This window comes from Cytobacillus firmus NBRC 15306, from assembly GCF_001591465.1.
Classification (GTDB): Bacteria; Bacillota; Bacilli; order Bacillales; family Cytobacillaceae; genus Cytobacillus; species Cytobacillus firmus.
Map to the genome: position 1 here is coordinate 15724 of NZ_BCUY01000031.1, position 25482 is coordinate 41205.

Consider the following 25482-nt stretch of genomic DNA (forward strand, 5'->3'; position numbering starts at 1 on the left):
AGTTCACACATAGACGTTATTCAACCTTTGGTTCTTGCCTCTCATAATTAGCCTGCTGCCGAAGATTCTCCAGGTTTATTTTTCGATCCCAAACTTTTTTTGCATTTTCAGTCATATGAGGATATATATATTGGTCAACTATTATCTGATATCGAAAATCACCAATCAGGTTATACGTGCGAATTTTAAACTTTTTATCATTGAAGGTTTCAATAACAATATCATTAATTAAATTTAATGGATTCCTTACAAGATCAATGTTTCGAATATCCTTAATTGGAACAATGCCTTTTTTTGATTTAATCAGACCATTTTCCCCGGGGATAATGGACAGCAAGGTTTTACCCGGGATTAGGCCCGGTAAATTCCAAAGGGTGATATAGAGATAAAAAGGAGTGAAAATTATTCCACCGCCAAGATAGAATAAAGAATATTTAGAGTCAAACTTCAATCCGTGAACAATTAGAAAGATACAGGCTAATAAAAAACCTGCAGTAGCAAGAGACACTAATACATACATGATGTTTGAACCCTTCACGATAATTTCATCATTTTTCTTCTGAACAAGTGACAAGCACTGTCCCTCCTTTACATCGAGAGAATTCGATCTTTTGAAAACAGGTTCTTAATCGCTGATTCATTTGCCTTCTGGATATTAAGATCAAGGTTTTGGTCTCTTGTTATATACCAAAACCCATCTTTTCCAGGGATAACAAAATGAATGTCTATGAGATCAGGATTATTATTGGAGTCATATTTCAAACTCAGCAGACTATTCATTTTTCCGCTTCTCTTAGAAATATCCGCAATAAACTCGTTAGTATTATGACTCTGCAATCTATTACTCCATTTAGAAATAAGAGATTCTTGGACAGAAACAGACTGGCTTACATCATTTAAAAATTCCTCAAAATCATCGTTTTTCAATTTAAATAATACTTCACTTTCCTTAACCAGCTTTTTGAAATCGAAAAATTCACTTATAAATTGAAGAATCTCTTCTTCATTAAGCTTTGTTATCGAATGTACCTGGTGATCATGCAGTAATCTATGAAAATATATTTCCTCTTCTTTAAAATGAAACGAGATACTATGTTCTCCTTCAAGATCTAAGTTAAATTTGGAGGCTTTGACTGTTTTTTCTGCAGAACTTAATATTTGAATAAAAGGAGCAAATTCTTCTTTTAACTTATATTGCTTATTAACTTCTATTGCCATATTTTTAGCCAGCAAAGAACGAGACGCAAACTCAAGCATCAATTTTAATTCAGAATCCTCCAATGCCGGAAAATACGTTTCTTTTAAAGAAATCCCTTGCTCATACAAACCTTCACTATAAAAGGAAAATATCAATTCTTCTATGCTTAACTGTATCGTTTTCATATTGCCTCCTTAAAAAAATGATAATTTTTTGCCGAGGAACCCTTTTGCATCGTCTATTAAAGAATCAGCTGTATCCTTCGCCTTCGAAAGCCCTTTTCCAATATCCTTTACCTTTCCAATTGGATCAGCGATCGTTTCTTTAATCTGTTTATTGACCATATCAATTCCTTTGTTAGCTACATCTAATGCCTTACCAGCTTTCTCAAAACCACCCTTAAATAGCTCAACACCATGGTGAATAGGCTCTTTTAATAGGATAGCACCTTTTTCAGCAATTCCAGCAGTTAATTTAGCAGCCTGCTCTCCTACAAGGCCACCTACGAAAGAACCTGCAGCAGCTCCCACAACTGTACCGACTGGGCCAACAACACTTCCTAAAGCACCGCCAACTACCGCACCTGCAATTGCACCGCCAGAAATTGCTACGGTATTGTTAACCGCATTTCCAACCGCCTTTGCATTTTCACGCTTTAGTACATCTGGGTTATTTCCATACTTAGCGTAATTCTCGGAGATTTTCAGCCCCATTCCGCCTGCTTCCATTATTCCTGTTAGTGCAACTGTGCTGACAACATTTGCTTTTGCAAATTTTGCTCCTGTTTTAACAAAGGATTTAAACTTTGCTGAATCTGCTGCACCAACCTCAAGAGCTCCATATAATGCCTTAGAGCTATTGGTAAAATTCACAACATCGTCCGGAAGATATTTAGCAATTCTTTTATGAACCAAATCTGCAAGTGGTGCATTTCTATACTTGCTTCTTAAATAAAATGGGTTTAGGAATGCCCTTGCCATTGTTCCAAACTTTTTACTTTCGTCAATTTTATCTGTTACCATCTCAAGTGCCGCCATATGTTTATACGAGAAAACACCATCAGCATTCTTTATGAATTGAGTAAACCCCAACCCATAAAAAGCAAGCTGTTTTGTCATAAGTGCACCAAGAGCTGTTACTGCGCCATATTTCTCATACAACTTATACAACTTACCTACAAGGTTGTCAGCTTCAGCAAATTTATTCGCAACCATCCGCAGGTCTATTTCCATTTCACTAAGCTGCCCGGTAAGCTGGTTGCCAGTGCCCCAAGGATCCCCTACATGATAGAAGCAATGCCTGTATTCCGCCGGAGCGCTGTTAATCAAATCTGCGAGCTCCATATGGAGATTTCTGTATTCATCTTCAATTCTGGACATACGAGTAACCATGTCATTTGCCAAGTCTTCCAGGCGATCCGGATTTACAGAGATTTCATTTCCCACATTTAATACCTCTCTTCTTTTAGATTTTTCTATAGCTGAATTAAATTAAATTTATAATCTGATAGCCGACTATTAAAACTTGTATGGGCAAAATAAAAAGATCTCCGCACCCTGGTGCATAATCGCCATCATATCTTTTATTCTTGTCATAAGAACCTTTTTTCTTCTCTTCATTATTAGACATAAAAACCCATCCAATCTTTATATTCTTCAATCCGCTTTAAGTCTGGCCAGTCTCTCTAATTCTCTTTGTCTTTCAATTTCTTCTCTGACTCTATCAACTTCATTAGCAGCACTTTCCAATTCTCGGCTGATGTTATAAAGGTTATCCGAGTACCTTTGGAAGAGGACACCCGCTTCTTCCAATGCGGAATCAAATTTGTCCCGTGCTTTGCCCTTCCATTCACCTGCATGGTTTTGGACACTTTGCTTTAGTTTGAATTCCTCTGTTTTGATATCATCTGAAGCTGTCTGAAATACCCTTGCCAGGGCTCTTACATGTGATGAGTTCATTTTGACACCTCATTTTTAAAAGTTTTTTATCCAATAATTTAAAGTCTCTTCATTTCTTTCATGCCTAATTCTTTATTCTATTTTTAGAGGGCAGTTAATTGAGGGGAGTTTGCTGAAGAATTTGGTTGCAGTATTTATGTACATGTCTCCAAACCGGAGACATGTACGGGAATTATTTAATTGTCAGCCTGCTTCGCCATCCTCGGAATGAGGAATCCCATAATTACACCTATGGCAATGATAAGCAGAATAATATAAAGAATCATTAATTTATTATCTTGTTCTGCGGGTACCTGATCCTCCGCCTTGAAAAAGCTTTCCTGTTTCGAATCGGAAAAAAGCTGAAGCTGGTCCGCTTTTGCGGTGATGGTATTAGTAGTGGTTTCACCGCCGTCGAAAAGCTTCTCCTTCACTTCATTCAAAGGATCCAGGTTCTTTTTTGTAAAAGTAAGATCCTTTTGTTCTTCGGGGATCTGCTTCTTATTTTCATAAAGCGATTTTTCATGCAAGTAATCGGTGTTCTCTTTGAATTCCTTTTTTTCATAGGTATTCGGAGTCAAGTTATTAAAGTCAGGGGTCGCCCCGGCCGATTGGCCAGCTAGCAGCCAAAACGCCGGGAGCAGAACTATTACTTTAAGGAATCTATTAAGCTTCATAAGCCTGGTCCTCATCCCTCTTTGTACGCAGGTCCTTTATAGACCGGACTGCAAATGGAATGATGGCAAGGAAGGCAATAATGCCAAGCAGTATGAGGATGGCCGGAATAAACAGGGTTTGTGAGTCATACTGAATGGACATATATACCTTGGACATTGGGTCTTCATAGTTAATATTCGGTGCTGTAAGAGCCAGGAATGGACTGATGAAGAAGGCGATGAGACCTACGCTCAGAATCCACCCTGCCAAATTGCCGATCTTGAATCCTGCCAGTACAATGGCCGAGGCTGCCGTCAGCAGCAATATGGTGAAAATGGTCCACTCTATTGCGCGATCCTGTTCCATTGAGTAAATATTGAGACCGAATATGCTGATAATCAGACCAACAATAAGATTCAGCAGCACAAACATGGAAGCATGGACGAGCATCGGCGCATTTTTGAAATAATGGCTGAAGTATCCGATCATTAAGCTGCTGAGCAGAACAATGGCCAATACGACAACCGGCGGCAGCTTGCTTTCCTCTTTCTTGGCAGCTGTTTCTCCGCTGATTTGAAGCGGGCTGGATAATTGCTCGTATACCGGGCCATTCTTCTGGCCATTCACATAAGTGTTTCCAAGAAGATTGTAAATATCATCCCGGAACATCTGAGTTGTCTCTACGTTCGAGCCCCACTTTGAATTCAGTGTATCTGCATCCTGCTGGACACTTTGCACCTTTTGCTCCAGCTCGCTTGTATAGGATACGATATTGCTTTGATTTTCTCCGATGGATCCAACAAGATCATTAATCATCAGCATTCTCTGGCTGATTCCTTCCTGTTTGGACATAACGGAAGTTCCGTCAATGCTATCCACAGGAACTGGAGTATTCGTTGATGATGTTTGAATTTGCTCCCTAACCGAATTTGCATTTTCCTGCAGAGCGGACAAATCTGTCTCGATGGCTTTTTGCTGTGCATTAATTTTTTCATTGTACTCTTTAAAGAATGCTACAAATTGGTTTTCGAAATCTATCAGTTTATTCCCGGCTTCTGGAAGAGAGGTCTCTAAATCATTCCAGGCTTTTTGTTCTTCCTCATTTATCCCTATAGTAGTATTCAATTTCTCTTTGAGTTGAGTTAGTTCTTCTAAATTGGATGAACCTAACATCTCCTCATATTGTGCAAGAGAAGCATAATACTGCATAAGTTTAACTGGATGTGGATTGTCAATTTCTTTCTGTAAAATTTTCTTATCGTCACCATCTAAAGTATCCAACTGAAGCAACTTCTGCTCTTTTTCTTTTATAAGTTCTATTAAAGAAGAAAAACTTACTGAAGATCCCAATTGATCCTTAAGCAATTGATTTTCATTTAGTAAAGTTTCATATTTGTTGGTTAACTCATCCAGATCATCTTTTAGAGGATTCTCTCCTGAGTCTATCAATTCAAGTTTTTTTTCAACATTCCTTATCTTTTCAGCCAAAGTTGGTAACTCTTGAATTGCTGCAATGACCTGATCCGGTTTTTCTCCTTCGATAGAATCCAGCGAAGATTTTAAAGCATCAATTGAATTAGCTATATTCTTTAATTCTTGTCTTTCATTTTCCGTACCAGGTAGAGAAGAATCTTCGTCGGAATTTTCAGGTGGTAGCTGAAGCTGGTTTACTTGGTTATTATTTTTAGTAGATACCGTTTCCGGTATGTCCCCTCCACCCTCAGAAGCCAAAAGCTCCTTTTTAGCTGAAATCATTTTTATCTTGGTATTAGACAGACCTTCATTTTCTTGATCTATTATCGTACTTATTACATCTTCAACTTCTGATTTTTGATCAATTAGATTTTTAGGGATTGCTGAAATCTCTCCAAATGCTTCACTATTATTTTCAAGTTGAGCCTCAACACTCGCTATCCCATTGCCCAATTCCAGTTCTCCCTTAGTCAAATCGCCACTAAGAGCATCCATATGAGCTGGCATCTTTTGTCCCGCAACAGCTTGAATATCGACTATATTTTCATCCTGCATTTTTTGAAGGATACTTTGCTGATTATCCTGGTATTCTTTGTACTGATCTACAAACTGTACAAACGAGCCAAGGTTTTCTTCAAATTGACTGAGATTATTTTCACCCTCGGCAGTGCTTTCTGCAGCTGTCTTCACTGTCGACTGAATGCTCTCCAGCATATTGCGCTGCTGTTCGATTTCCGCTGCCAGGTTCTTTGAGCTGGGCTTATAGAAAGCGAGCATGGCATTCTGGAAGTCTATTTCTTTTTGCAAAATGGTATCAAACTGGGATTTCACATTTTCAAGGTCCTGTGATACATAGGTCCAGTACAAGGTTGAAATCTTTCCATTCACACGGTTGGTGGCTGTCTGGATCTCGCGCAGAACCTTTTCCCGGTTCAGTGAGTTCAGCTGGTTCTGAACGGTATATTCAAAATTTGCTTTTTCAGGCTGCTGGCTTTCATAGGACATGATATTCTTTGAAAAATTGGAAGGAATATAAACAACTGCATCATACTTGGTATTTCTCAAGCCATTTTCTGCAGCACTTCTGCCGATGACAGTCCACTCATATTGTGAGCCATCTTCGAGGATCGATGTAATTTCCTCTCCAAAATCAAGTGACTTTTCTTCCTTGTCAGCGCCTGTATCTTCATTAACAACAGCTATGGTTCTTGTGGCATTCTCCCTGACCAGCAGAGGATTATCGCCAATGGAGCCAAAAAAGATGGCTGGCGCGGCGATAATCAGAAGCATCACCAAAACCATTTTCACGATATATTTTGTTTTGGCTGTCATGCTAAGACCTTCCTTTCAGTGGCACATAAAGGAATTTGAATTTTTAATTCCTTTCCGTTTATAACGTAATAACCATATCCCGGCTGAATCTCCGCCTCTTTCCGGTCGTATGGAAGGGTATAGAGCGTCTGCTCTGATTTTTTCATCAGAACGACTGCCTGGCGGATCTGTTTGATTTCTGCCGTTAAGGAGTCGTATCCTTTCGTCAGTTCATTATTGCTGCCTGTAACGATGACACTAAACCCAAGATGGCTTCCATTTTTCATCAGCCTTGCCATTCTTTCCTGCAGGCTGTTATCCAATGTCTGTGCAAAACGGGAGTATCCATCCACAGCCAGCACAATCGGCGAAAACTCTATATCTGTATTGCCATGCTGGATTGCATTAAGATATTCTTTTTCCCTGAGGGATAACTGTTCTTCCGCCTTTGCAGCCCAATCGCTGATCTGTTCCTTTGTCTCGATATAGACTGACCTTTCCTCACTGGCATAGGATGATAATCCTCTGTCAAAGGAATCGAAAATACCGACAGATTCAGCTCCCTGAGCGAGCATTTGATTGATCATGAGCTTAAGGACATTTGTCTTTCCTTTTTGGGCCTGCCCAAGGATAATGCAATGCTTCGTTTTATTGAAGTTTGCATACACAGGTTTGACGGATTCTTCATCAAGGCCAATTGGTACAAGTCCTGGCTGAGTCTCTCCCGCAGTGTAACGGGTAAAGTTAATCGTATTAAGCTCTGCCGGAAGCATTGGCACCTCTTCAGGCTGACTGCAGTCCTTGTATTTCTCCTTCAGTTCCTGAATGCCGGCCCGGATCGATTCCATGATCTCGAAATCATCCTTGCCCTCTGCCGGCAGGAATACCTGTGAAAAATAAGCCTCTTCCATTTTAATAATGGCTCTTCCCGGTATAGGCTCAGGTGCGAACGGAACTCTTCCCAGAACGGAGTAGGCCTCGCTGCTGTCCATCAGATAATGGACGACTTTTGTTTTGAGGTTATTCATGAGTGACTGCCGGATTGAATTAATCCGGGTCGCAGCGAAAATCATATAGATGCCGAGTGACTGTCCATCCCTGGCAATCTGATTAATTTGCGTTTCAAGCTCCTGCATTTCCTCTTTTACTAAATCGAAGTTATCAAATGTAATATAGACGAGCGGCAATTTTTCATTGCTCATTGAATTGTACATCTTAATTCCGCTGACTTCCTGCTGCTGGAATAATAGCTTCCTGCGGGCAATTTCATCCTTGATCAGATTCATGAACTTTTCAATTTTTCGTTCTTCATCCATCAGGAAGAAATCGGCCGTATGCGGAAGCTGCCTTAACGGAAGGAGTGAACCATTGCCAAAATCGAAAATATAATAATGTGCTTCTTCAGGAGACCGCTTTTCGGCAATACTGAGCAGCAGTGTCATAATCGTATGGGATTTTCCATAACCTGATGAGCCGAACACGCCTACATTTCCATCCTCTATGATTTGATAGCTTAATGGATACTGGCTCTGCTTCTCAGGCTCATCCACCATTCCTAAATGAATTTCATTATTCTCCTCAGCGCGATAAAGTTTTCTGCTTAAGCGCCCTTCAAGAGGAGGAAGCCATGGACTTCTAAGTTTCTTAATGCCCATCGAGGATTGTGCTGCTTCAATTTCTTCCACCACTGCCTCAATTTCTGTCTTTCCGCCTTTTTTCTTCCCTTGGCGTGAATTCACATCCGATAATGGAACAAGGCCCAGGTCAGTTACAATAGCAATCTCATCCTCTGTCTCAGAAGAGTCCTCCAAATAAGGGGCCCCGCTCCAGGCAGATTGGAACAGTTCATAGACTTCATTATTGCCGACCTGCAGATAGCCGCGGCCGGTTACGGTAATAGCAGCGGCATCGCCGTTTTTAATGATCTCCCGGCTGTCATCTGTGTCCTGAACTTTTAAAGCCACACGGAAACGGGCATTACTCCAGATCTGTTCGTCAATGACACCGCCTGGCTTTTGGGTGGCCAGAATTAAGTGAACTCCCAGGCTTCGGCCGATCCGCGCAGCACTGACAAGCTCTCTGATGAATTCAGGCTCTTCACTCTTAAGCTCCGCAAACTCATCGGAAATCAAAAACAAATGCGGCAGCGGCTCCTTTGCCATATTGTTTTTATAAAGGTCAGTGTAATCGTTGATATGATTTACCTGATATTGATCAAAAAGCCTTTGCCGCCTTTTCAATTCGCTTTTGATAGAGGCAAGCGCTCTTGAACTGAAGTTCTTGCTGCCTTCAATATTCGTAATCGTACCCAGAAGATGCGGCATGTTCTTAAACGGCTGGGCCATGCCTCCGCCTTTGTAGTCAATCAGCAGGAATGCGACCTCGTGGGGATGGAAGTGAACAGCAAGTGAAAGAATATACGTCTGCAGAAATTCACTCTTACCCGATCCCGTTGTCCCAGCCAGCAAACCGTGAGGGCCATGCGCCTTTTCATGAAGATTCAAAAGCGACAGGTCTTCTTTTCCTTTTAAACCGATTGGAACTGCCAGAGATTTGGAAGACTCTTTTGTAAGCCAGTTCTCTTTAATCGGAAGTTTCCCTACTTCTTTTACTTTCATCATTTCCAGGAAGGAAACGCTATTTGGAATGGAATTGGTCATTCCAACCTGATGATCAAGCGTTCTTAACAGACGGGAAAATTCCTCATTTCCCTTCTTCTGATGAGCATCAAGCTTAAATGGGATGCTCACGGCCTTTTTGTCCTGAATCAGAATGTCCCCTTCTTCCTGATTGACATATCTGACAAGGGTTTGAATATTATCATGAAGACTTTCCTTTGAGTCTGCTGCAAAGATCACGGAGATTCCCATATTGGAGTGGTCACCCTCCAAATATTCCAGAATCACATGATCTGAAATCAGCTGCTGATTGGCTATGATGAACACGAGGTGAGGCGAATATACCTGCTTCTCTTTATTTTCATCCAAATCCCTTTCACGCAGGATTTCATAAAGGGAAGACAGCAGCTGATCCCTCGTTTGTTCGTTATATATCAGCCCTTTTGCATGTGCATGCGGCATCTGGAAATGGGGAAGCCATTTGAGCCATTCCCATTTCTTATATTCCTTTTCATTAAAAATGAATACAAACCGCACATCATGATAGCTGTGAAAAAAGGCCAGCTGCCCAATGATCTGGTGTATCTCATTTTTAACAACCGGCTCTTTTCCAATCAGTCCGATTGGCCCCTTTGCAAGGTCAGCCACTACAGGCACATTTCTAACTTCCTTATACACCTTTTCCATTTGCTGTGACTGTTCCAGCAGATCATCGATTTCACGGTTTGCCATATCACCTGAGCTGACTTTAACTTCATAGCTCGCAGGCACATTTCCGGTACCCAGCCTGAATTGAAGGAAATCAAAGCTCTGCAGAGGCCGCTCCCAAATCCGGTCGGATATATGGCCCGTAAAATACTTCATTTTCTCAAAGGATGGAAAGTGGAATTCAAGGACATGCTTCTGCTGGTCAGAAAGTGCCTGCAGTTCTTTTCGCTTCTCTTCCAGATAGGCAGTATAGACCCGATGCCTGCGCTCTTTTCGCTTTTTTTGATTGCTTTTATCCTTAAAGTACTGAACTGTTGATGTCACTAAAGTGGTCATGAACATGACCATTGAAATGATAATAAAAATCCCTCTTGGCTGAATTAAAGCCACGATGCCCATTACAACCAGCATAATCAGCGGCGGCATGATAATCAGCCATAAACCCCTGCCTGAATCATCCGGCTCCTGCGATGGAAAGGAAAGGGAGACCTTCTCATCCGGCATTTCATAGATCATTCTTGGCGTTCTCCGGTAGAGAGGATATTTCTTTGCCATCTCTGATTGCGGCCTGATGGTAATAGGGAGCTTTGATTCATACCCTTCAAAGCTATCAATCTGGAAAAGATCTTCTTCTATTATTCGTATAGACATGAATGGAAAGAAAAGCACATCTCCCATTTCAAGGAAAGTCCTCTCTTCAACTCTTTTTCCGTTTATATAAATCTGTCCTGAACCCGGCTCTGCCATCCAGCCCTTATTTGTTTTTATCAGGTCAAAAGAATGGCTCGCATCCATTAAAATGCCGTGCTTTTTATAAATGGATGCTTCCGGGTTATCAGAGGATATCTCTATTTCCCTTTTATAGCCGGAATAGTAGGTCTGGCTTTTAATAGCTTCAGAGGTTCCTATTATCGTCAGGGTTTTCCCTTCATCATTTATCTGAAAGGGTTCTCCATCGTTCAGCTTTCCGAGAACCAACTCATTTTGCTTAACTTCATAGAAGCTGTCGTGCTTTTCTATTGACACAATTCCTTTTGTAAAAGGAAACTCCCTTATTGTCACCAGCTGTTCCAGGTCAGGGCCAATAGTGATCCTGCCGCTTTTTTCAATTGGCATAGACAGCTGCTGGCAGTAATCGCTGTAAAACAACCATAACTGTTCCATCTCTCCACCTCCTGTCTATCTTAATTAGGTTTTGTCTTTCCTGCCTCTTCCTTCTTCTCGGCAGATTTTTCAGCAGTGGTTTCAGCTGCCTTTGCATCTCCAGCCTTTTGCTCTTCAGCAGCTTTTTGTTGTGACTCCTGTTTTACTGTCTGTTCATTATCTCCGCTGCTGCTTTGCTCTTCCTGAAGACGCTGCTCCTCTTCCTCCTGAGCTTTCTGTTCCTCTATATACTCATCAATCTCTGCTTGAATTTCGTCGATTTTCTGCTGTTTTTCATCGGATTCAAGACTATCATCTGCTTTGACAACTTCACGGTATTTAAGCAATGCGAACAGCATTAAGTCCCGATCCTCAAGATCCCGGGAGATATCGAGAGCCTCCTTGGCATCTCCTCTCCCAATGTGAATCCAGTAATGATAGTATAGGGGATCCGTCTGCAGGGTGATCGTATTTTGGACATTCTCTTTTTGGTCTTCTGTCAATGCTTCATTTATTATGTAAGACTGTGCCAGTTCGTACTGTACGACTCTTGGCATCTGATCAATATCATAATTGGATAACTCGGAAACGACATCGCTATACTGGCTTTTCAGAAAATGCTCCTGACTGTTAATAAAAGCTGCCTGTTTTGGCTGAGTAAAGATAAGGGAATATAGGCTGAAAGCAACGAAAGGCACTAAAGCAATCAGCAGCCCCCACGCCGAATACCTTGTTGCTTTCCACTTTTTCTGCGGAACCTTAGCATATTCCTTATCTTTCTTTTCAAGCATTTCTATGTTAGTCCGGATGATGTCTGACAATTCATTTTCATCCTTGGCCTTGATGACACTTGCCGCTGCAGGCGACAGTTCAATGGTTTCATGAAGTTTGAGGTAATCCCGGAAGGAGCGATTTCCATCTACAGCAGCTGCGATGGTCGCTTTCAATTCCATCCAGAGTTTTTCCTGATTGGTTTCATAAGGCGGAAGGCTTTCACTAACACCATAATGAAGCAAATGCGGTGACAGGCTTTCATCCGCCACAATGTTTTCAGGACAAAGAACAAGATGCAGTCTGGAATACGGATAACTTTTCACAAGTTTTAGAAGTTGCGAAGAAAACATCCATCTGCTTCTCTGGTCTTTCTTTTTTAATTTGGAGAAGGTTAAGTAATTTGAGGGAATTTGCAGGACGAGGCGCAGTTCATCCTCTGTTAAATGGATATCCCTTTTTATAGCTGATTCCATTGCCTGGAGCAATTCCAATTCCTCAGCAGCATCAGCTTTAATTTTTTCTTTTTGAAAAAGAATGGTTAGGGATTGATGATCTGTTTCGACAACCGCTTCAAGCTGCTCTTCAAGGTAGGTTTGACTCTTTTCTGACATTTTTAAATGCTCCTTTATAAAATTTCGAAACGGTCCCCAGTGGTAATCCCCTTTTCTGCCAGCTTATCGTTTCCTGACAGAATCATTTGCTTGTTGGGAATTCTGACCCAATATCCTTCCCGGGGCGGCTGAGGAATAGACTTAGCTTGCCAAACAATATCAACTACTTTTTTAACAGAGTGATAGTTAGATAGACGGAGATCGAAAGGTTCAACTTCATAATGTTTTAAATCAATTGTTAATTCTATGTACATATTCAACACCTCACTAGAAAAGCGGAAGCGCCTCGATCACCCCTGACACCTCGAGGGGGCAGGCTGCTTGCGCTAGACAAATTACCAAAGTAAAAATTTGCTAATTTAGTACCAAAAAAAGAGCGCTTTTCATCCTGTGAATGCAGCGCTCCTTCTCCACTTATTGATTCAGATAAAATTAACCGCGGATTTGGCCTGCGATCTGGTTATCAGCATCTTCAAGAGCTCTTGCAGTATTATTAAGCTGAACAGAAATATCCTCTAATAATTGCTGCATTTGAACAAATGAAGGTCTTAAAGATTGGTATTGTTCAGCAAATGCTCTGCTTGCTTCCCCTTCCCATGCACCTTCCAGTTCACGAATCATATTATCCAAACGGACAATCTGATCCCCAACCTGGCTGCTTTCTCCATTATAACGGTTAGACATGCCTACTAATTCTGCTGGTGTAACGCGAATAACTCCTGACATTCAAATCTCTCCTTTTCAATAGGTTACTATTATTGTAAAAATACACAATACAAAGGTCAATTACTTGCTTGTAAAAAATAACAAAACAGTTATTTATACCCACTAATACCCAATTTCAAAAGGCTTAAACCTAAATTGGTATTTTTTTCATAGGTTATTACTGATTTTTCAATTTTAAAATTCAAATTTTCTACCTATTTATTACTATCATGGCAGTCAAAACTCGTCAAATCGCGTACAACGCCGTGTCGAATTATGTCTGTGGTTTTATTCCTATTAAACTATAAACCCCCAATTGTATATTTTAGGTAAAATTACTCAGTCATTTAGATTTTAATTAAACTTTGTTGTGCCCTTTTTTTCCTAAAATCAGCCTTCTTGTTTATATGGTACTTTTGAATCATTTTCCAAAATAAATTTCGGGGTCCATTAAGCAAAAAAAAGATACAGCTAAATCGCTGTATCTTTGAGCAGACTATTTATTCCCCAACCACCTTAGCATCTTTCAGCATGTCCTCTGTGAGAGTAATCCCCTGTTCCTCAGCTGCTTTTTTGTTAATCACAAGCTCAAGGTTCTCCGGGTAGCCGACAGGAATCTCGCTCGGCTTTTTGCCTTCAAGAATGTCAATAGCCATTTGGCCTGTGGAGTATCCCAGATCATGATATTCAAAACCATAGGCAGCAAATCCGCCCCGTTTAACCGAATCACTTTCTCCGACAAAAGCTGGAATGTCTTTTTCATTGGCTACGTTCAGCACAGATTCAAGGGCAGATACGACTGTATTGTCCTTAGGGATGTAAAATACATCAGCACGTCCCACTAAGGATTCAGCTGCCTGCTTCACCTCGGAGCTAGTTGAGATAGTCGTTTCAACCGCTTCCAGGCCTGCCGCCTCGATAGCTTCTTTTGCATGCTTAACATTTACCACTGAGTTTGGTTCCCCGTCATTGTATATAATGCCGACCTTTTTGGCATCAGGTACAAATGTTTTGATAGAGTCAATTGTATTTTTGATGGCATCCGGATGTGTATCAGATGTACCCGTGGCATTCCCGCCCGGCTTTTCCATGCTTTCCACAAGCTCAGCTCCCACAGGATCGGTGATGGCTGTAAAAAGGATTGGAATATCCTTCGTGGATTGCACAACCGATTGTGCACTCGCCGTAGCAATCGCCAGGATCAAATCATTCTTGTCCGCGACCAGGTTCTGGGCGATTGACATATTATTGTTCATATCCCCCTGGGCGTTCTGGAAATCAATTTTAAGATTCTTTCCTTCTTCATAGCCCGCATCTTTCAGTGCGGCAATAAACCCTTCTCTCGCAGAATCCAATGATGGATGCTCAACTATTTGCGTGATCCCGATTTTTACGGTTTTCTTTTCTGACGCTTCCCCGCTGGTTTCCTCATTTCCTGAGCCACAGGCAGCCAGCATTAATAAAGCGCTGCTTGCTAGGACGGCTAAAATCTTCTTCATCACAAATTCCCCCCGACAATTATGTAGTTATTAAAATTTTTATAATATTTTGATATTAACACGTTTAATAAGCTTGTAACAATAGCCAATCCCACTTTTTGTTAGATAAATTGACATTAACAGTTTTAGAAGGCTCTATTTGCGAGAGACTATAATAAAATATTAGGGAGGGATAAGAGTGGAATTCGACTGGATTTGGAACTCAATCCTTGTCGTCATCGGGGGTACCCTGTTATTAAGGATCGCTGGCAGAAAGTCTATTTCACAGATGACATTAGCTCAGGTAGTAATCATGATTGGAATTGGTTCACTATTAATTGAACCGGTTTCAGGGGAAAGCATTTGGACTACTCTTGCTGTTGGACTCATCCTTGTCCTTACCTTAGTTGTCATGGAATATGCACAAATGAAATCAGACAAATTCGAGAAGTTTATCACCGGGAATTCCTTCAGCTTCAGGCTGATGTCCAGCAGCTGATTCATTTACTGGAACCTGCCTTTGCCAAGGGCTTCTCTATCCATATGGTTCCCGAAAACGAAGAGGATATTTTTACAGAAGTCGCAGAAGAAACTTCCGAAAGTGCGCAAGGTCATCTGCAGTAAGTTTAGTTCAGAGCCACACCATCCATTATCATTTAAATAGATATTGATCTTACAAAAAGGACTGCGGATGATATCCACAGTCCTTTTCGAATCAGTCAATTAATCCCTCTTCTTTCAGGAAATCAACCGCCACATCTTCATATTGTTCTTTATCGATATCAACTCTTGCATTAAGTTCCTGCATTTTTTCATTATCAATTTTCCCGGCGAGCTTCTTCAATGCTTCTTCAATTTCAGGATGTTCTTTCAGCGTATCAGCCCTTATAACAGGAGTTGCATAATACGGAGGGAAGAATTTTTTATCATCCTCAAGGACCTGCAGATTGAATGCCGGTATGCGGCCATCGGTGGAAAAGGCGTCAATGACATCCACTTCGCCATTCTTGATGGCACTGTACATAATGCCAGAGTCCATGGCCTGTGTTTCCCCAAATTCAAATCCATAAGTTTCCACAAGGCCGGGATAGCCATCTGGACGCTCCAGAAATTCCGGCTCCGACCCAAGAGCCAGCTCCGATGATTTCCTGCCTAAATCTGAGATGGTTTTTACACCCCAGTTCTCAGCATCTTCTTTTCGAATGGTCAGTGTATACGTGTTATTAAACCCATACGGTTCAAGCCAGACCAAATCATAATCATCCTTAAAGCGCTCTTTTACAAGGTCATACACCTTGTCAGGATCGCTGATCATTTCTTCTTTTAAAATACTCAGCAAAGCTGTTCCCGTATATTCCATATATAAATCATAATTTCCGTTATTAACACCTTCAAATGCAGGTGCGGTACCTCCCAGGAAGGACTCATATTTCACATTTAAATCTGTATGCTCTTCAATCAGATGCCCCATAATGTAAACCATGATCTCCTGCTCTGTGAAGTTTTTCCCGGTAATGGTGATCGTATCCTTGCCGCCGGCTGTTGAAAAACATTTTGATCATTCACAACCACAAGACTGTTAACCCGTTTGTTTCGAATCATCTTTAGGGATTCGGCCAGCCTGCGGTTTTCACCCGCTGTTACAGCAGGAACCATTAATTTGGTCAGTTTCGGGAATGAAATGCTGTCACTTTCCTGAAGCCGGTCTTCTCCAATAAAGCTTCGGACAAACTCATTAGCCGGCCTGCGGATGATGTTTTCCGGCGTATCGAGCTGCACCACCTCCCCATCTTTCATAATACAGATGCGGTCAGCGATTTTAAGCGCCTCATCCATGTCATGGGTGACGAATACAATGGTTTTCTGGATATCCCGCTGAAGGCGGACTAACTCATCCTGCAGCTGCTCCCGGCTGATCGGATCCAGTGCACTGAATGGTTCATCCATTAAAATAATTTTCGGCTCAGCTGCCAGCGCACGGATAACACCGATTCTCTGCTGCTGCCCGCCGCTCAGTTCTGAAGGGTAACGTTCGCCAAACATCTCCGGATCCAGTCCTACCATATGCATCAGTTCGTCCACTTTATCTATGTATCTTTCCTTCTTCCATTTCATCAGCCTCGGAACAAGCGAAACATTTTCTTTAATCGTCATATGAGGAAGCAGCCCTATTTGCTGGATCACATAGCCGATCGTCCGGCGAAGCTTGACTGGATCTTCTTTTGAAATATCTTTTCCTTCAATTGTAATTGTCCCTTTTGTCGGCTCAATCAGACGGTTGATCATCCTCATGGTTGTGGTTTTTCCAGATCCGCTGGGTCCAATCAGAACCAGCAGTTCACCTTCCTCGACCTTAAAAGTAATATTCTTGAGAGCATGAAACCCATCCTGAAAGACTTTGTTTACTTCTTTAAACGCAATCAACTTTTCAGCACCTCCTATACTTCGAATAATTGTAAAATTATGGAGCAGCCTATCCGCAGATACGTTTTTCAGGGTAACATAAACCGCTTAAGCATGCAAAATTCGATAAATTAGTTATCCCACTATAATTCCATAATATTCATATTTAACCTTAATCTTCTTACTTCAAACCAACCTTTCAATTACATGGAAGATTTATGTTTCCGTAAGCCCTTCTCTCAACAATTTACTCTGGCTCTTTTAGGCATCAAAAAAGGGAAGCATTTCTTAAAGAGCTCCCCCTGATAACGATTAATAAGGATATCCAAATCCTGGTCCACAGCAAGGCCGCGGGTAATAATATGGCGGCGGTGGCGGATACCCATAATATGGACGCGGGTAGAATAAGGCAGTGCCCAATAAGCCTCCTGCTAACCCGCCTAAAAAAGGCAGACCAAAGAATCCAAAAAACCGCTGATCCTGCGGCTGATAAGGCCCTCTATAAGGGTACATTCATACATACCTCCATTTCCTCTGTATATGCCTACATTATTGTATATGCGCGGAAATGGGTTTGGCTTGGGCAAATTCACTACATTTTGAGGGGGAATGTTGAGGATATATTAAACGAAAAACCTTGAAAGGCATAGCCAATCCAAGGTCAATTATTTTTTTATACCAATTAAGCCTAATCCTCAATTAAATCTATAAAATATTCATTATTATTGAGAAACTTTTTAAAAAAATCCTCTAACGATTCAGCTATTTGAATATCGAAATAATATATTGGATTATTAACTAATTGTAAATCTATTGAAATATAAACACCCTCGTTTACTTCAAAAAAAATAAGTTTATCTTCATCATCAAAAAGTTCATCTAAATCTGGGTCAAATTCAAAAATACCTTCTCTTAATCTAATATCTGCTACAGCCCCTGGTCCCAATATTCTATTTATTGCATTAGCACTTTGACCTTTAATAAAACCATAACCAACATCTAAATATAACTGTTTTAAATCATTTGGAAAACTGATATCCATTCTTTGTTCAGCTTTTAAAATATCATCTTCAGGTACCTTATAGGTTTTATTTTCTAGCTCATTAATAAATTCAAAATCAGCCATATGCTATTTTACCTCCTTGGAAATAGTTTACCTGATGGTGCTCCCTTTCCATGTATCCCTGCTTGGTGTTCGTTAGGATATTTTGCTGGATGAATATTCCACCACTCATGAGGGCCACCAAAGTTATTCTCTATGATATGATGGGCATCATACGGTTAACCAATACTCCGAGCAACCTCTCCATTCTTATCAAGCACTTCTTCTGTATATCTTGGCCACTTTTGGTTGGTTTTTTCTTCCCATTCTGCAATCAATTTATCTTTCAAGCTCGATGTAAATTTGCTTCTATGCTTAGCTGTCTCTTTTGGTGTCAATTTTTCATAGTTTTTGTTTCTCAAGGCTTCTTTTATAAGATGAATCTGCTCTTTATTAACCTTTCGTCCAGTTTTAGCCTCTATATCCCTCAGATAAGCTTTTGCTAAATCCTTATTAAGTTCATCCGTACCCTTCCCAGCCTTCCTCCCCGGCAAGACCACATGACCCTTTTCCTCTTTCAATATCCTGACAAGCGCATCAAAGTCCGCCTTATTGATGCTTTTCCGAATGACCTTGGTTCCTTGCTTTCGGACAACAGCCGCGAGCGACAGGTATTCGAGTATTTCAAGAGGGGTTCCGTCGGCCATGGAGTCCAATTCCCGTACTCCTCCCACGCGGTCTTCTGGAATGGAGTCCACAAACTCGTAGGCTATTCCTTTTTCTCCATAGAATTCCCGGACAATCCGGCCGTCCTCGTATAGATGAAACTTTCCGCCCTGATTCTCGCTGCCGATGCCATACTCGTCTATGACATCAACAGTCAGAATCTCCCGGCCGCTCAGGGAGGCGAATTCCTCCGGGCTGATTTCATTACTGTTTAGTTCTGCTAAAGCCTTCAAGGCCCTTAACTGATAGTGGATGGTATTTCTTTCGTAATTACTCTGCCAGATAGCCCAGATGGAATAAGCACCGGGAGGCAAAATCTGACCCAGGGCCGTGACGCCCAGCTCTTTAAAGAATTCCGGAGAACGCACGGAATTTCCTGCTTTATGCCTGATGCCTTCTAAAAGCTCTCCATAGATTGGGCTGGACTGAAGCTGCTTGACGGAATAGCCGGAAATGCTGAGATTTCCACTCTGAAAGAGGCTGGAAATTTCATCGATGTATGTCTGCATCAGATGAAGATCCTGCTCAATTGGATCAAGTGCCAGTGTTTGTTGGCTGTCAAAGGTCATAAGATCATCTACCGTATTTCTCCGGTGAAGTTCCGCTCTCCTTACATGTGCCGAAAACTCCCCATCCTGCAGGTGAGGGAGACTGACAATATCAGAAACTTTCTGCATCACCATGTCTTTAGGATATTACTACAGTTTATTGGCGAAGAAACAAAGTGATCTGCAGAGACTGCTGGCCTGTGAGGGGGAGCTCCAAGGAAAACAGCAGGAGTTTAACCATTATCGGCATACCGTCACAAAGCCGGATCTTTCCCCTTTTACCTGGCAGGGAAAGCTGGCAGATGAATTTGAGGATATCCGGTTTGAACAAATGCTTACGAGTTACACGGACATTGAGTCAAATCAGTTTCAAGATGTGTTTTCAGCCATAAGCCGGAAGTTGCAGCAGATCCAGCAGGAAATCGATTCTATCAAACAAACAATCGCTTCCCTGGAAGCACAGCTTGCAGCAGAGAGATCGAAGAAATAATGAGGAGGTACTGAGAATGGATACTGAGATTAAGCTAAGGATAAACGATATAGAACTGGCACTTTCTAAACTTCAATCCTCCGCTAACGGGCTCCAGCCAACCCTTCCATCCACTATTGGGGAGAATAATGTCCTTGATTTCATCAATAAGCTGAACGCTTTAAATAGGCAGCTTCAACAGGTGACAGAAGCCTATAAATCTATATTGCTCAAAAATGAAGAAACAACACGGCAATCCGTACAATTCTTAGATGAATCGGATCGGCTGCTTTCCAGGGGTATACATGCGGTTAAAAAATAATCCCCTTAGCAAAGTAAAGAGGCTTCCGATAAGTTTTGGCCAGCTTATGGGAAGCCTCTTTTTATCCCCTCAATGCTGGCAGAATACCAGAATTCCGTAGTCACTTCCCCTCTTCCGAATCTTCATTAATAAACCCCTTATAGAAAAATGAAAATAAATAATAATTTATAGAGCTGATGTATTTTGTTATTCTAGTAGATATGCATATTGGGCAGTTTAGGAGTGGATTTAACCGTGAACAAAAAAGACATTGCACAGATTCGGAAACAATTTAAATTAAATAATGACTTACTAAAGATAACAGATATTTTTAACGTCTATATTATGAAGGAATCAAGCGAGATTTATCATTATGAGAGCCAGCCTTTTGAAATGCTGGATCAGGATCAGCAGGAGCTGTTTATGGACAACTTCAAAAAGATGCTTGGCGGCCAATTGGATGAAAAGCTCTTTGAGTTAAAGTTTCAGAGAGATGCGGAAAACAGCAGTCAGCTCATCCTTCATCAAGGATTGTTGACTAATGATGCTGAAGGCTGGACGGAACAAATGCTTCAGATTGTCGGCAAAATGCTGGGAATCCGGCAATATGAAAAGGATATTGTCGTGACTTTCATTCGCGGGGAGTACCATAAGCCCATGAAACGCCGCAATCCAGAGGCCGAGGAAAGTGAACGGGATGCCGTTTATTCTCATCCCTTTATTCTCTGCAGCATCAATAACACGCAGGAACCGAAGAAAGAACTGCTTTTTGACTATGTCGAACGGGAATTTAAATATCATTTTACCGTTGATCCAATTATCAACCTCAAGTCTCCCATTTCAGGGTTTCTATTTCCTTGCTTCACCGATCACGCGGCTGATGTCAATCATGTCCTGTATTCTGCAGGCAAGGTCCATGAGCCCGACCACCAGTTCATTGAGGACGTGTTAAACGGGGAAGAAACAATGACGGCGCAGGATGATAAAATCGTTTTTGAAGAAATTATTAAAGACGTAACAGGAGATCAGCTTAGCACCTCAACACTTTCCAACGTATATGAAGAGATAAACCGGATGATCGTGGAAAACGAAGAGGATGAACCGCCGAAGCTGGATTCCAAAGACGTAGAACATGTTTTAAAGGTGAGCGGCATCGAAGACATTGATTCTGAAAAGGTCCAATCTGCTTATCAAAAAATCATTGATGATGACAAATATGAAATAAAGGCAAGCAGCGTCCTGCCTAAATACAATTCAAAATCAATCAAAATCAGCACAAAAGCAGCCAACATATCCATTTGTCCGCAGGATCTTAGATATGTAAGACAAATTAATTTTGACGGCAAGCGTTACCTGATGATCGAGGTGGAAGAGGATACCGTGATTGAAGGCTTTACGATGATTCCGGAAGCTTTTGGCGGGGGTCAGGATAAAGAATAAAGTAACCGCGCTACCTCTCGAAAGAAGTAGAATTTCTACTTCCCATACTATTTAAAAAGGGATTCCCAGATAGGAATTCCTTTTTTGGCGTATAAGCCGTTTAGGGATCATAGGGACAAGGTGCCTGTCCCTATGTCTCTTGTTTTCAAATTCGCTATTTCTCCCAAAGCTCGACCAGTCGGCCATCAGGATCTTCAATCCAAATAAACTTCCCAAACTCACTAACCTCTTTTTCCTTAACAAGAGGTACACCAATTTGTTCAAGATGCGTGATCATCTCATCTAAATTATGCACTTGAAAATTTAACATCACTTGTTGTTCTGTTGGAAAATAACTGTCATTCTCTGCAAAGAAAGAAAAGATCGTCTCATTTCCTAATTGGGGAGTAATCACAGTTCCAGTCCAATTATCTATTTCAATCTTCAGCACTTTACTGTACCATCTTTTCTACCGAAGCCTTTTATCATCGTAACCAGCTCCTGTCTTTCCTTTAATTATTAGTTTTACAACTTCATTAGATATTCGAGATGTAACGTTAAGTTCCCTCTTCATCTTGATGAGAGCAAGTATGGCGAGCTAACAAAAAACGTCTATCTGCAGGTAACAAAAGAAATGAAAAAAGAGGCTTCCCACAAGTTTGAAAAACTCATGAGAAACCTCTAATTTTAGGAGAGAAATTTTAGCATTCCTCTTCCCTTTTACATATCAAGGGGTTTGGGCGATGATTACATCATGCCGCCCATCTATTAACCATATAAACATGAACAAACGGACTTTAAAAACCCCATTAAATCAACGTACCTTCGTTTACACTAAACATAAATAAGACCAATATTAAACATAAACATGAACAAAACATGAACAGTTATCTTTATCGTATTCTTTTTGTGACTATCTGGAATCTTAGTCATTTTTATTTCCATCTTTAATCTTTTGTCCAGCAACTTTACTTTTAGTTAAAGGCAGGGGAAATAAACATAATTTTAAATAAAAAGTTTTTCTAACGGCTGAACCAATTGCAGCCATATCAACTTCCTCCTCGAAAAGATCTAATTGGAATTATTAAAAAACATTTTCATAAAGGTTACCAGCAACGTGATTGTAAAAAAATCCGGATGCTTCCCCTCCCAATTAAAGGTATTTTGCCCTCGAAAATTCTTTCAAGCAACGTTGAAGCTTAGAAAAAGACTTAATAAACCAATGCACCCATGCCCTCCAATGATTAACATGAAAGTTGAGGTCGCGGGTTCGAGCCCCGCATGCTCCATACTTTAAAACGCTTGACCAATAAGGGGTTAGGCGTTTTTTGTTTTCTATAATTATTATAGATTAGCTTGTTTTGTTGTCCAATTGATATTTACTAACCTTGGCAAATCATACTGTGAAAATTTCATCTAAAAAGTTGTCATTTTATTAGCTTGGAAACCCTACGAGTGACCTGGTAAATCCGGGTAATACAAACATCCTCCAATTCCTCCTCCGCCATTCGTTTCTTTATCAAACGGCAAAGAAAGTGCCGCTCACGACGCTCACTCAGCTGGCCGGCCATGATGATCCGAAGACGACGATGATCTATACCACACCGAACCTGCAGGAAGTTGGGGCGAAACTTGATGATTTGTACCTGGAGGATGAGTGAGCGTACCAATAGGCTTAGTGACAAGGTTCACCATTCCATATAAAAAGCCGGATGTCTCCTACGATGAGGAAATCTCCGGCTGTTTTTTATTCATCTCAAAATTGAGCTGGGACTTTAACAAGACGATAGTTACCGGTCCACATTTCTGTACTTACGATTAATGTTTCATCGTCTTTTTCAAAAAATAGACTATTACCATCTATCTCTTTAAAAACCCAACCTTTGCTGCTGATTAACTGTTTAATCTGCTCATTGACGTCTTCATTCTTCATGATGTACCAGGTTGCCTCATCGTCTTTTGAAATCTGTACTAATGGTTGATCGGATTCATTCAATTTCTGCACAGCTTCTTTCGGGGTGGATTCTACATCTGCCGGAAGGGCTGGATAACGCACCTGATTAAAATAAATAAAAATTGCTATTGCGGCAATGCCAATCAAAACCACACTCATGATAAGCCATTTTCTATTCATGTTATCGCTCCTTTCTTCATAAATTTATCCTTTTTGTACCAAAAGCGCAAACTAATTTCAGTTTGCGCTTTCAAATCGTTCAACTATTAATTTGATGCCTTGTCCATTTCATAACCATATACTTTATAGCCACTATTATACCAAGTTGCTAAAGTTGTTGTCTCTTTTTTATCAGTTGTATGTTGTGTTAAATATTTATTGCTGCTGTATGAACCCGTATTCTCCGTAATGAGGGCCGTATGGTCTATACTGCCATCGCCTGTGAAATCAGCGTTTACAGCATCACCGGTTTGCAACGCTGAAACCGAACTCGCTACGCCTGCCCGTGCCTTCCAGTGGGTGTAGAAGTTATGAGCGCCACCCCAGGTGTAAGAAGGTACTACACCATAACTCCAAGACGCTGACGAAGTATAAGACGACCCGTACCTCATTTTCATGCCACCAGCATATAAGGCTTGTGAAACGAAGTTTGCGCAATCATTCCACTTACTCCAACAACTCTTATCATAAATACTGCAACCTTTTTTATAGGCATAATAATCGTAGAGAGGATTTCTTCCATCCCACCATTTATAGGCGTAATCCCTTGCCTTGATATTATCATATCCATTTGAATAAACAGTCATAGGCGATATAATATCTCCAGAAACTTCCGCATTTTCTGCAGTAGATGGATCGTTTGGTGAAGCCGGCAATAAACTGCTTAACTCGGCGGTCTCCTGTTCCGATAATGAAGCATTGTTCTCTAATTTATTCTTGAATCCTTTGAGCTTATTATTCTGAGCATGATTTTCATAATAATCGATAAACTTAACGAACGAAATTATTTTTTTCATATCTTCTTCGCTAAACTCATCAAACGCCACGCCCAATGACATAACGAATTTCTGATAGTCTGGATCATCGAGATCAGTAACGATCGAAAGCCCATTTGCTTTTATATAGTCCTCGACAAGTTTAATGGCTTCTTTATGTTCCCCCTTGGCCATTTTTCTTTCTTGTGCCGGATTATCTGAGATGGTTTTGTAGAACATAATATCCTTTGCCGAAAAGACATTCTCCTTCTTTTCCTGGACCGAATTTTCTGCGGCCAAAGGCGCGGTGACAGAGGTTGTCAGCGCTACTGCTAAAACCAATGCCGAAATCAATTTTTTCTTCATACGTGCATTCCTCCTCTTTTTTGTAATTTCTTACAATTTTCAATATACCATAAAATTGGAATTTTCATGGTTTTATTTTCCAAAAAAATTCCAATTTTCTTTGCTATAATACCAGGAAGATGAGTGACTATATGAAAAGATTAATAGAATGAAAGGTTACAGCCGATAATTCATATAGTCACTTAATGAAAAAGGAGAGATGAGAATGCCGTGTACATTCACCGCTACAACCCCTGTCGAGTACGTCCCGTATGACTTTGAGGGCTATATCGATTCTTTTAAAAATTATTTCGGGCAATACACCTTCTTTGATGAGTGGAAACAATTCTGGTTGGAGATATTTCATAAAGAGGACGAAAAAGTAAAATCGTATGTCAAGGCGTCTCCAAATTCCAACCCTATCATGCAGAGCACGGAGGAAGATTATGAAATGTTCCACATAGAGCACGAGACTGACTATGGGACATTCACATTTCACTTCAATGTCGAAGCGATGCATACCATCAAAGAAACCATGCAAGTTCCTGTGGGTGTTATCAATAGGGTGCACATTTACATAGATCCAGACACACCCTATATTGAGGAAAAATTAAAAGATCAGCGATTGCCCTATTTTGTCCGCATGGCTGGAATAGAGAAATCGTTTATCTGTGCAGACGGGAATAAG

Annotated in this window: 24 protein-coding genes and 2 pseudogenes; 6 read left to right on the forward strand and 20 right to left on the reverse strand. The window is 40.8% G+C overall.

Translation table 11 applies throughout. The annotated features are described in order from the left end of the window. Positions 1–16: 16 nt before the first annotated feature. The 12 genes from BFI01S_RS10780 to BFI01S_RS10830 form a co-directional block, all read right to left on the reverse strand. Positions 17–574, reverse strand: a complete 558-nt coding sequence (locus BFI01S_RS10780) for a DUF5381 family protein (protein WP_169799755.1) — start codon at positions 572–574, stop codon at positions 17–19. Positions 575–588: 14 nt separating this feature from the next. Next, positions 589–1383 (reverse strand): YfjC family protein, encoded by a 795-nt coding sequence (locus BFI01S_RS10785; protein ID WP_061792627.1) that lies wholly within the window; start codon positions 1381–1383, stop codon positions 589–591. A gap of 9 nt (positions 1384–1392) precedes the next feature. Beyond that, entirely contained in the window at positions 1393–2643 is a 1251-nt protein-coding gene (locus BFI01S_RS10790) for a YfjB-related protein (protein WP_061792628.1), read from the reverse strand. A 40-nt stretch (positions 2644–2683) separates the two neighbouring features. Then, positions 2684–2827 (reverse strand): hypothetical protein, encoded by a 144-nt coding sequence (locus BFI01S_RS23030; protein ID WP_156185198.1) that lies wholly within the window; start codon positions 2825–2827, stop codon positions 2684–2686. 26 nt (positions 2828–2853) lie between these two features. Further along, entirely contained in the window at positions 2854–3156 is a 303-nt protein-coding gene (locus tag BFI01S_RS10795) for a WXG100 family type VII secretion target (protein ID WP_061792629.1), read from the reverse strand. A gap of 176 nt (positions 3157–3332) precedes the next feature. Continuing rightward, a complete protein-coding gene (gene essA, locus BFI01S_RS10800) occupies positions 3333–3812 on the reverse strand; it encodes a type VII secretion protein EssA (RefSeq protein WP_061792630.1) in 480 nt (159 codons plus the stop codon). Then, complete coding sequence (gene esaA, locus BFI01S_RS10805; RefSeq protein ID WP_061792631.1) at positions 3802–6597, reverse strand: type VII secretion protein EsaA; 2796 nt, start codon at positions 6595–6597, stop codon at positions 3802–3804. Before esaA ends, essA begins: the two co-directional genes overlap by 11 nt. After that, positions 6594–11066, reverse strand: a complete 4473-nt coding sequence (gene essC, locus BFI01S_RS10810) for a type VII secretion protein EssC (RefSeq protein WP_061792632.1) — start codon at positions 11064–11066, stop codon at positions 6594–6596. Before essC ends, esaA begins: the two co-directional genes overlap by 4 nt. 20 nt (positions 11067–11086) lie before the next feature. Then, a complete protein-coding gene (gene essB, locus BFI01S_RS10815; protein ID WP_061792633.1) occupies positions 11087–12430 on the reverse strand; it encodes a type VII secretion protein EssB in 1344 nt (447 codons plus the stop codon). 14 nt (positions 12431–12444) lie between these two features. After that, on the reverse strand, positions 12445–12684 hold the full coding sequence (gene yukD / locus BFI01S_RS10820) for an ESX secretion system protein YukD (RefSeq protein ID WP_061792634.1): 240 nt from the start codon (positions 12682–12684) through the stop codon (positions 12445–12447). Between the two features lie 178 nt (positions 12685–12862). Next, entirely contained in the window at positions 12863–13156 is a 294-nt protein-coding gene (locus BFI01S_RS10825; RefSeq protein WP_009336200.1) for a WXG100 family type VII secretion target, read from the reverse strand. A gap of 479 nt (positions 13157–13635) precedes the next feature. Beyond that, on the reverse strand, positions 13636–14634 hold the full coding sequence (locus BFI01S_RS10830) for an ABC transporter substrate-binding protein (protein ID WP_061792635.1): 999 nt from the start codon (positions 14632–14634) through the stop codon (positions 13636–13638). Between the two features lie 178 nt (positions 14635–14812). Here BFI01S_RS10830 and BFI01S_RS23690 point away from each other — a divergent pair. After that, positions 14813–15082, forward strand: a pseudogene (locus BFI01S_RS23690) (DUF421 domain-containing protein); the annotation flags it as partial. A 246-nt stretch (positions 15083–15328) separates the two neighbouring features. Here the strand turns inward: BFI01S_RS23690 and BFI01S_RS10845 are convergent. Then, the gene (locus tag BFI01S_RS10845) at positions 15329–16096 is read right to left on the reverse strand and encodes a glycine betaine ABC transporter substrate-binding protein (protein ID WP_082804507.1); all 768 of its coding nucleotides are present in this window, start codon (positions 16094–16096) and stop codon (positions 15329–15331) included. Beyond that, positions 16072–17037, reverse strand: coding sequence for an ABC transporter ATP-binding protein (locus BFI01S_RS22470; protein ID WP_082804508.1), 966 nt, complete (start codon positions 17035–17037; stop codon positions 16072–16074). The genes BFI01S_RS10845 and BFI01S_RS22470 overlap by 25 nt, the downstream gene beginning before the upstream one ends. A 341-nt stretch (positions 17038–17378) precedes the next feature. Between BFI01S_RS22470 and BFI01S_RS24695 the strand changes: the two genes are divergently transcribed. Continuing rightward, complete coding sequence (locus tag BFI01S_RS24695; RefSeq protein ID WP_061792637.1) at positions 17379–17657, forward strand: hypothetical protein; 279 nt, start codon at positions 17379–17381, stop codon at positions 17655–17657. A gap of 47 nt (positions 17658–17704) precedes the next feature. Here BFI01S_RS24695 and BFI01S_RS10855 read toward each other — a convergent pair whose 3' ends face one another. Both BFI01S_RS10855 and BFI01S_RS10860 read right to left on the reverse strand, forming a co-directional pair. Further along, on the reverse strand, positions 17705–18142 hold the full coding sequence (locus BFI01S_RS10855) for an SMI1/KNR4 family protein (protein WP_061792638.1): 438 nt from the start codon (positions 18140–18142) through the stop codon (positions 17705–17707). Positions 18143–18297: 155 nt separating this feature from the next. Then, positions 18298–19461, reverse strand: coding sequence for a T7SS effector LXG polymorphic toxin (locus BFI01S_RS10860; RefSeq protein WP_275060896.1), 1164 nt, complete (start codon positions 19459–19461; stop codon positions 18298–18300). 31 nt (positions 19462–19492) lie between these two features. Here BFI01S_RS10860 and BFI01S_RS10865 point away from each other — a divergent pair, with 31 nt between their 5' ends. From BFI01S_RS10865 to BFI01S_RS10875, 3 genes are all read left to right on the forward strand, one after another. After that, positions 19493–19822 carry a YwqH-like family protein gene (locus tag BFI01S_RS10865; RefSeq protein ID WP_235831157.1) on the forward strand — a complete coding sequence of 110 codons (330 nt, stop codon included), beginning with the start codon at positions 19493–19495 and terminating at the stop codon, positions 19820–19822. A gap of 16 nt (positions 19823–19838) precedes the next feature. Then, positions 19839–20123, forward strand: a complete 285-nt coding sequence (locus tag BFI01S_RS10870) for a YwqI/YxiC family protein (protein WP_061792640.1) — start codon at positions 19839–19841, stop codon at positions 20121–20123. A gap of 234 nt (positions 20124–20357) precedes the next feature. After that, complete coding sequence (locus BFI01S_RS10875) at positions 20358–21542, forward strand: DUF4317 domain-containing protein (protein WP_061792641.1); 1185 nt, start codon at positions 20358–20360, stop codon at positions 21540–21542. Positions 21543–21696: 154 nt separating this feature from the next. Here the strand turns inward: BFI01S_RS10875 and BFI01S_RS10880 are convergent. The 4 genes and pseudogenes from BFI01S_RS10880 to BFI01S_RS10890 form a co-directional block, all read right to left on the reverse strand. Continuing rightward, positions 21697–21990 (reverse strand): annotated as a pseudogene (locus BFI01S_RS10880) (VOC family protein); the annotation flags it as partial. Positions 21991–22446: 456 nt separating this feature from the next. After that, positions 22447–22569 (reverse strand): hypothetical protein, encoded by a 123-nt coding sequence (locus BFI01S_RS24350; protein ID WP_268875324.1) that lies wholly within the window; start codon positions 22567–22569, stop codon positions 22447–22449. 708 nt (positions 22570–23277) lie between these two features. Continuing rightward, positions 23278–23655 (reverse strand): hypothetical protein, encoded by a 378-nt coding sequence (locus BFI01S_RS10885; RefSeq protein ID WP_061792642.1) that lies wholly within the window; start codon positions 23653–23655, stop codon positions 23278–23280. A gap of 86 nt (positions 23656–23741) precedes the next feature. Then, on the reverse strand, positions 23742–24815 hold the full coding sequence (locus tag BFI01S_RS10890) for an amidase domain-containing protein (protein ID WP_061792643.1): 1074 nt from the start codon (positions 24813–24815) through the stop codon (positions 23742–23744). A gap of 205 nt (positions 24816–25020) precedes the next feature. Here BFI01S_RS10890 and BFI01S_RS10895 point away from each other — a divergent pair. After that, the coding region (locus BFI01S_RS10895) for a hypothetical protein (protein ID WP_061792644.1) at positions 25021–25482 on the forward strand (462 nt) is incomplete at its 3' end.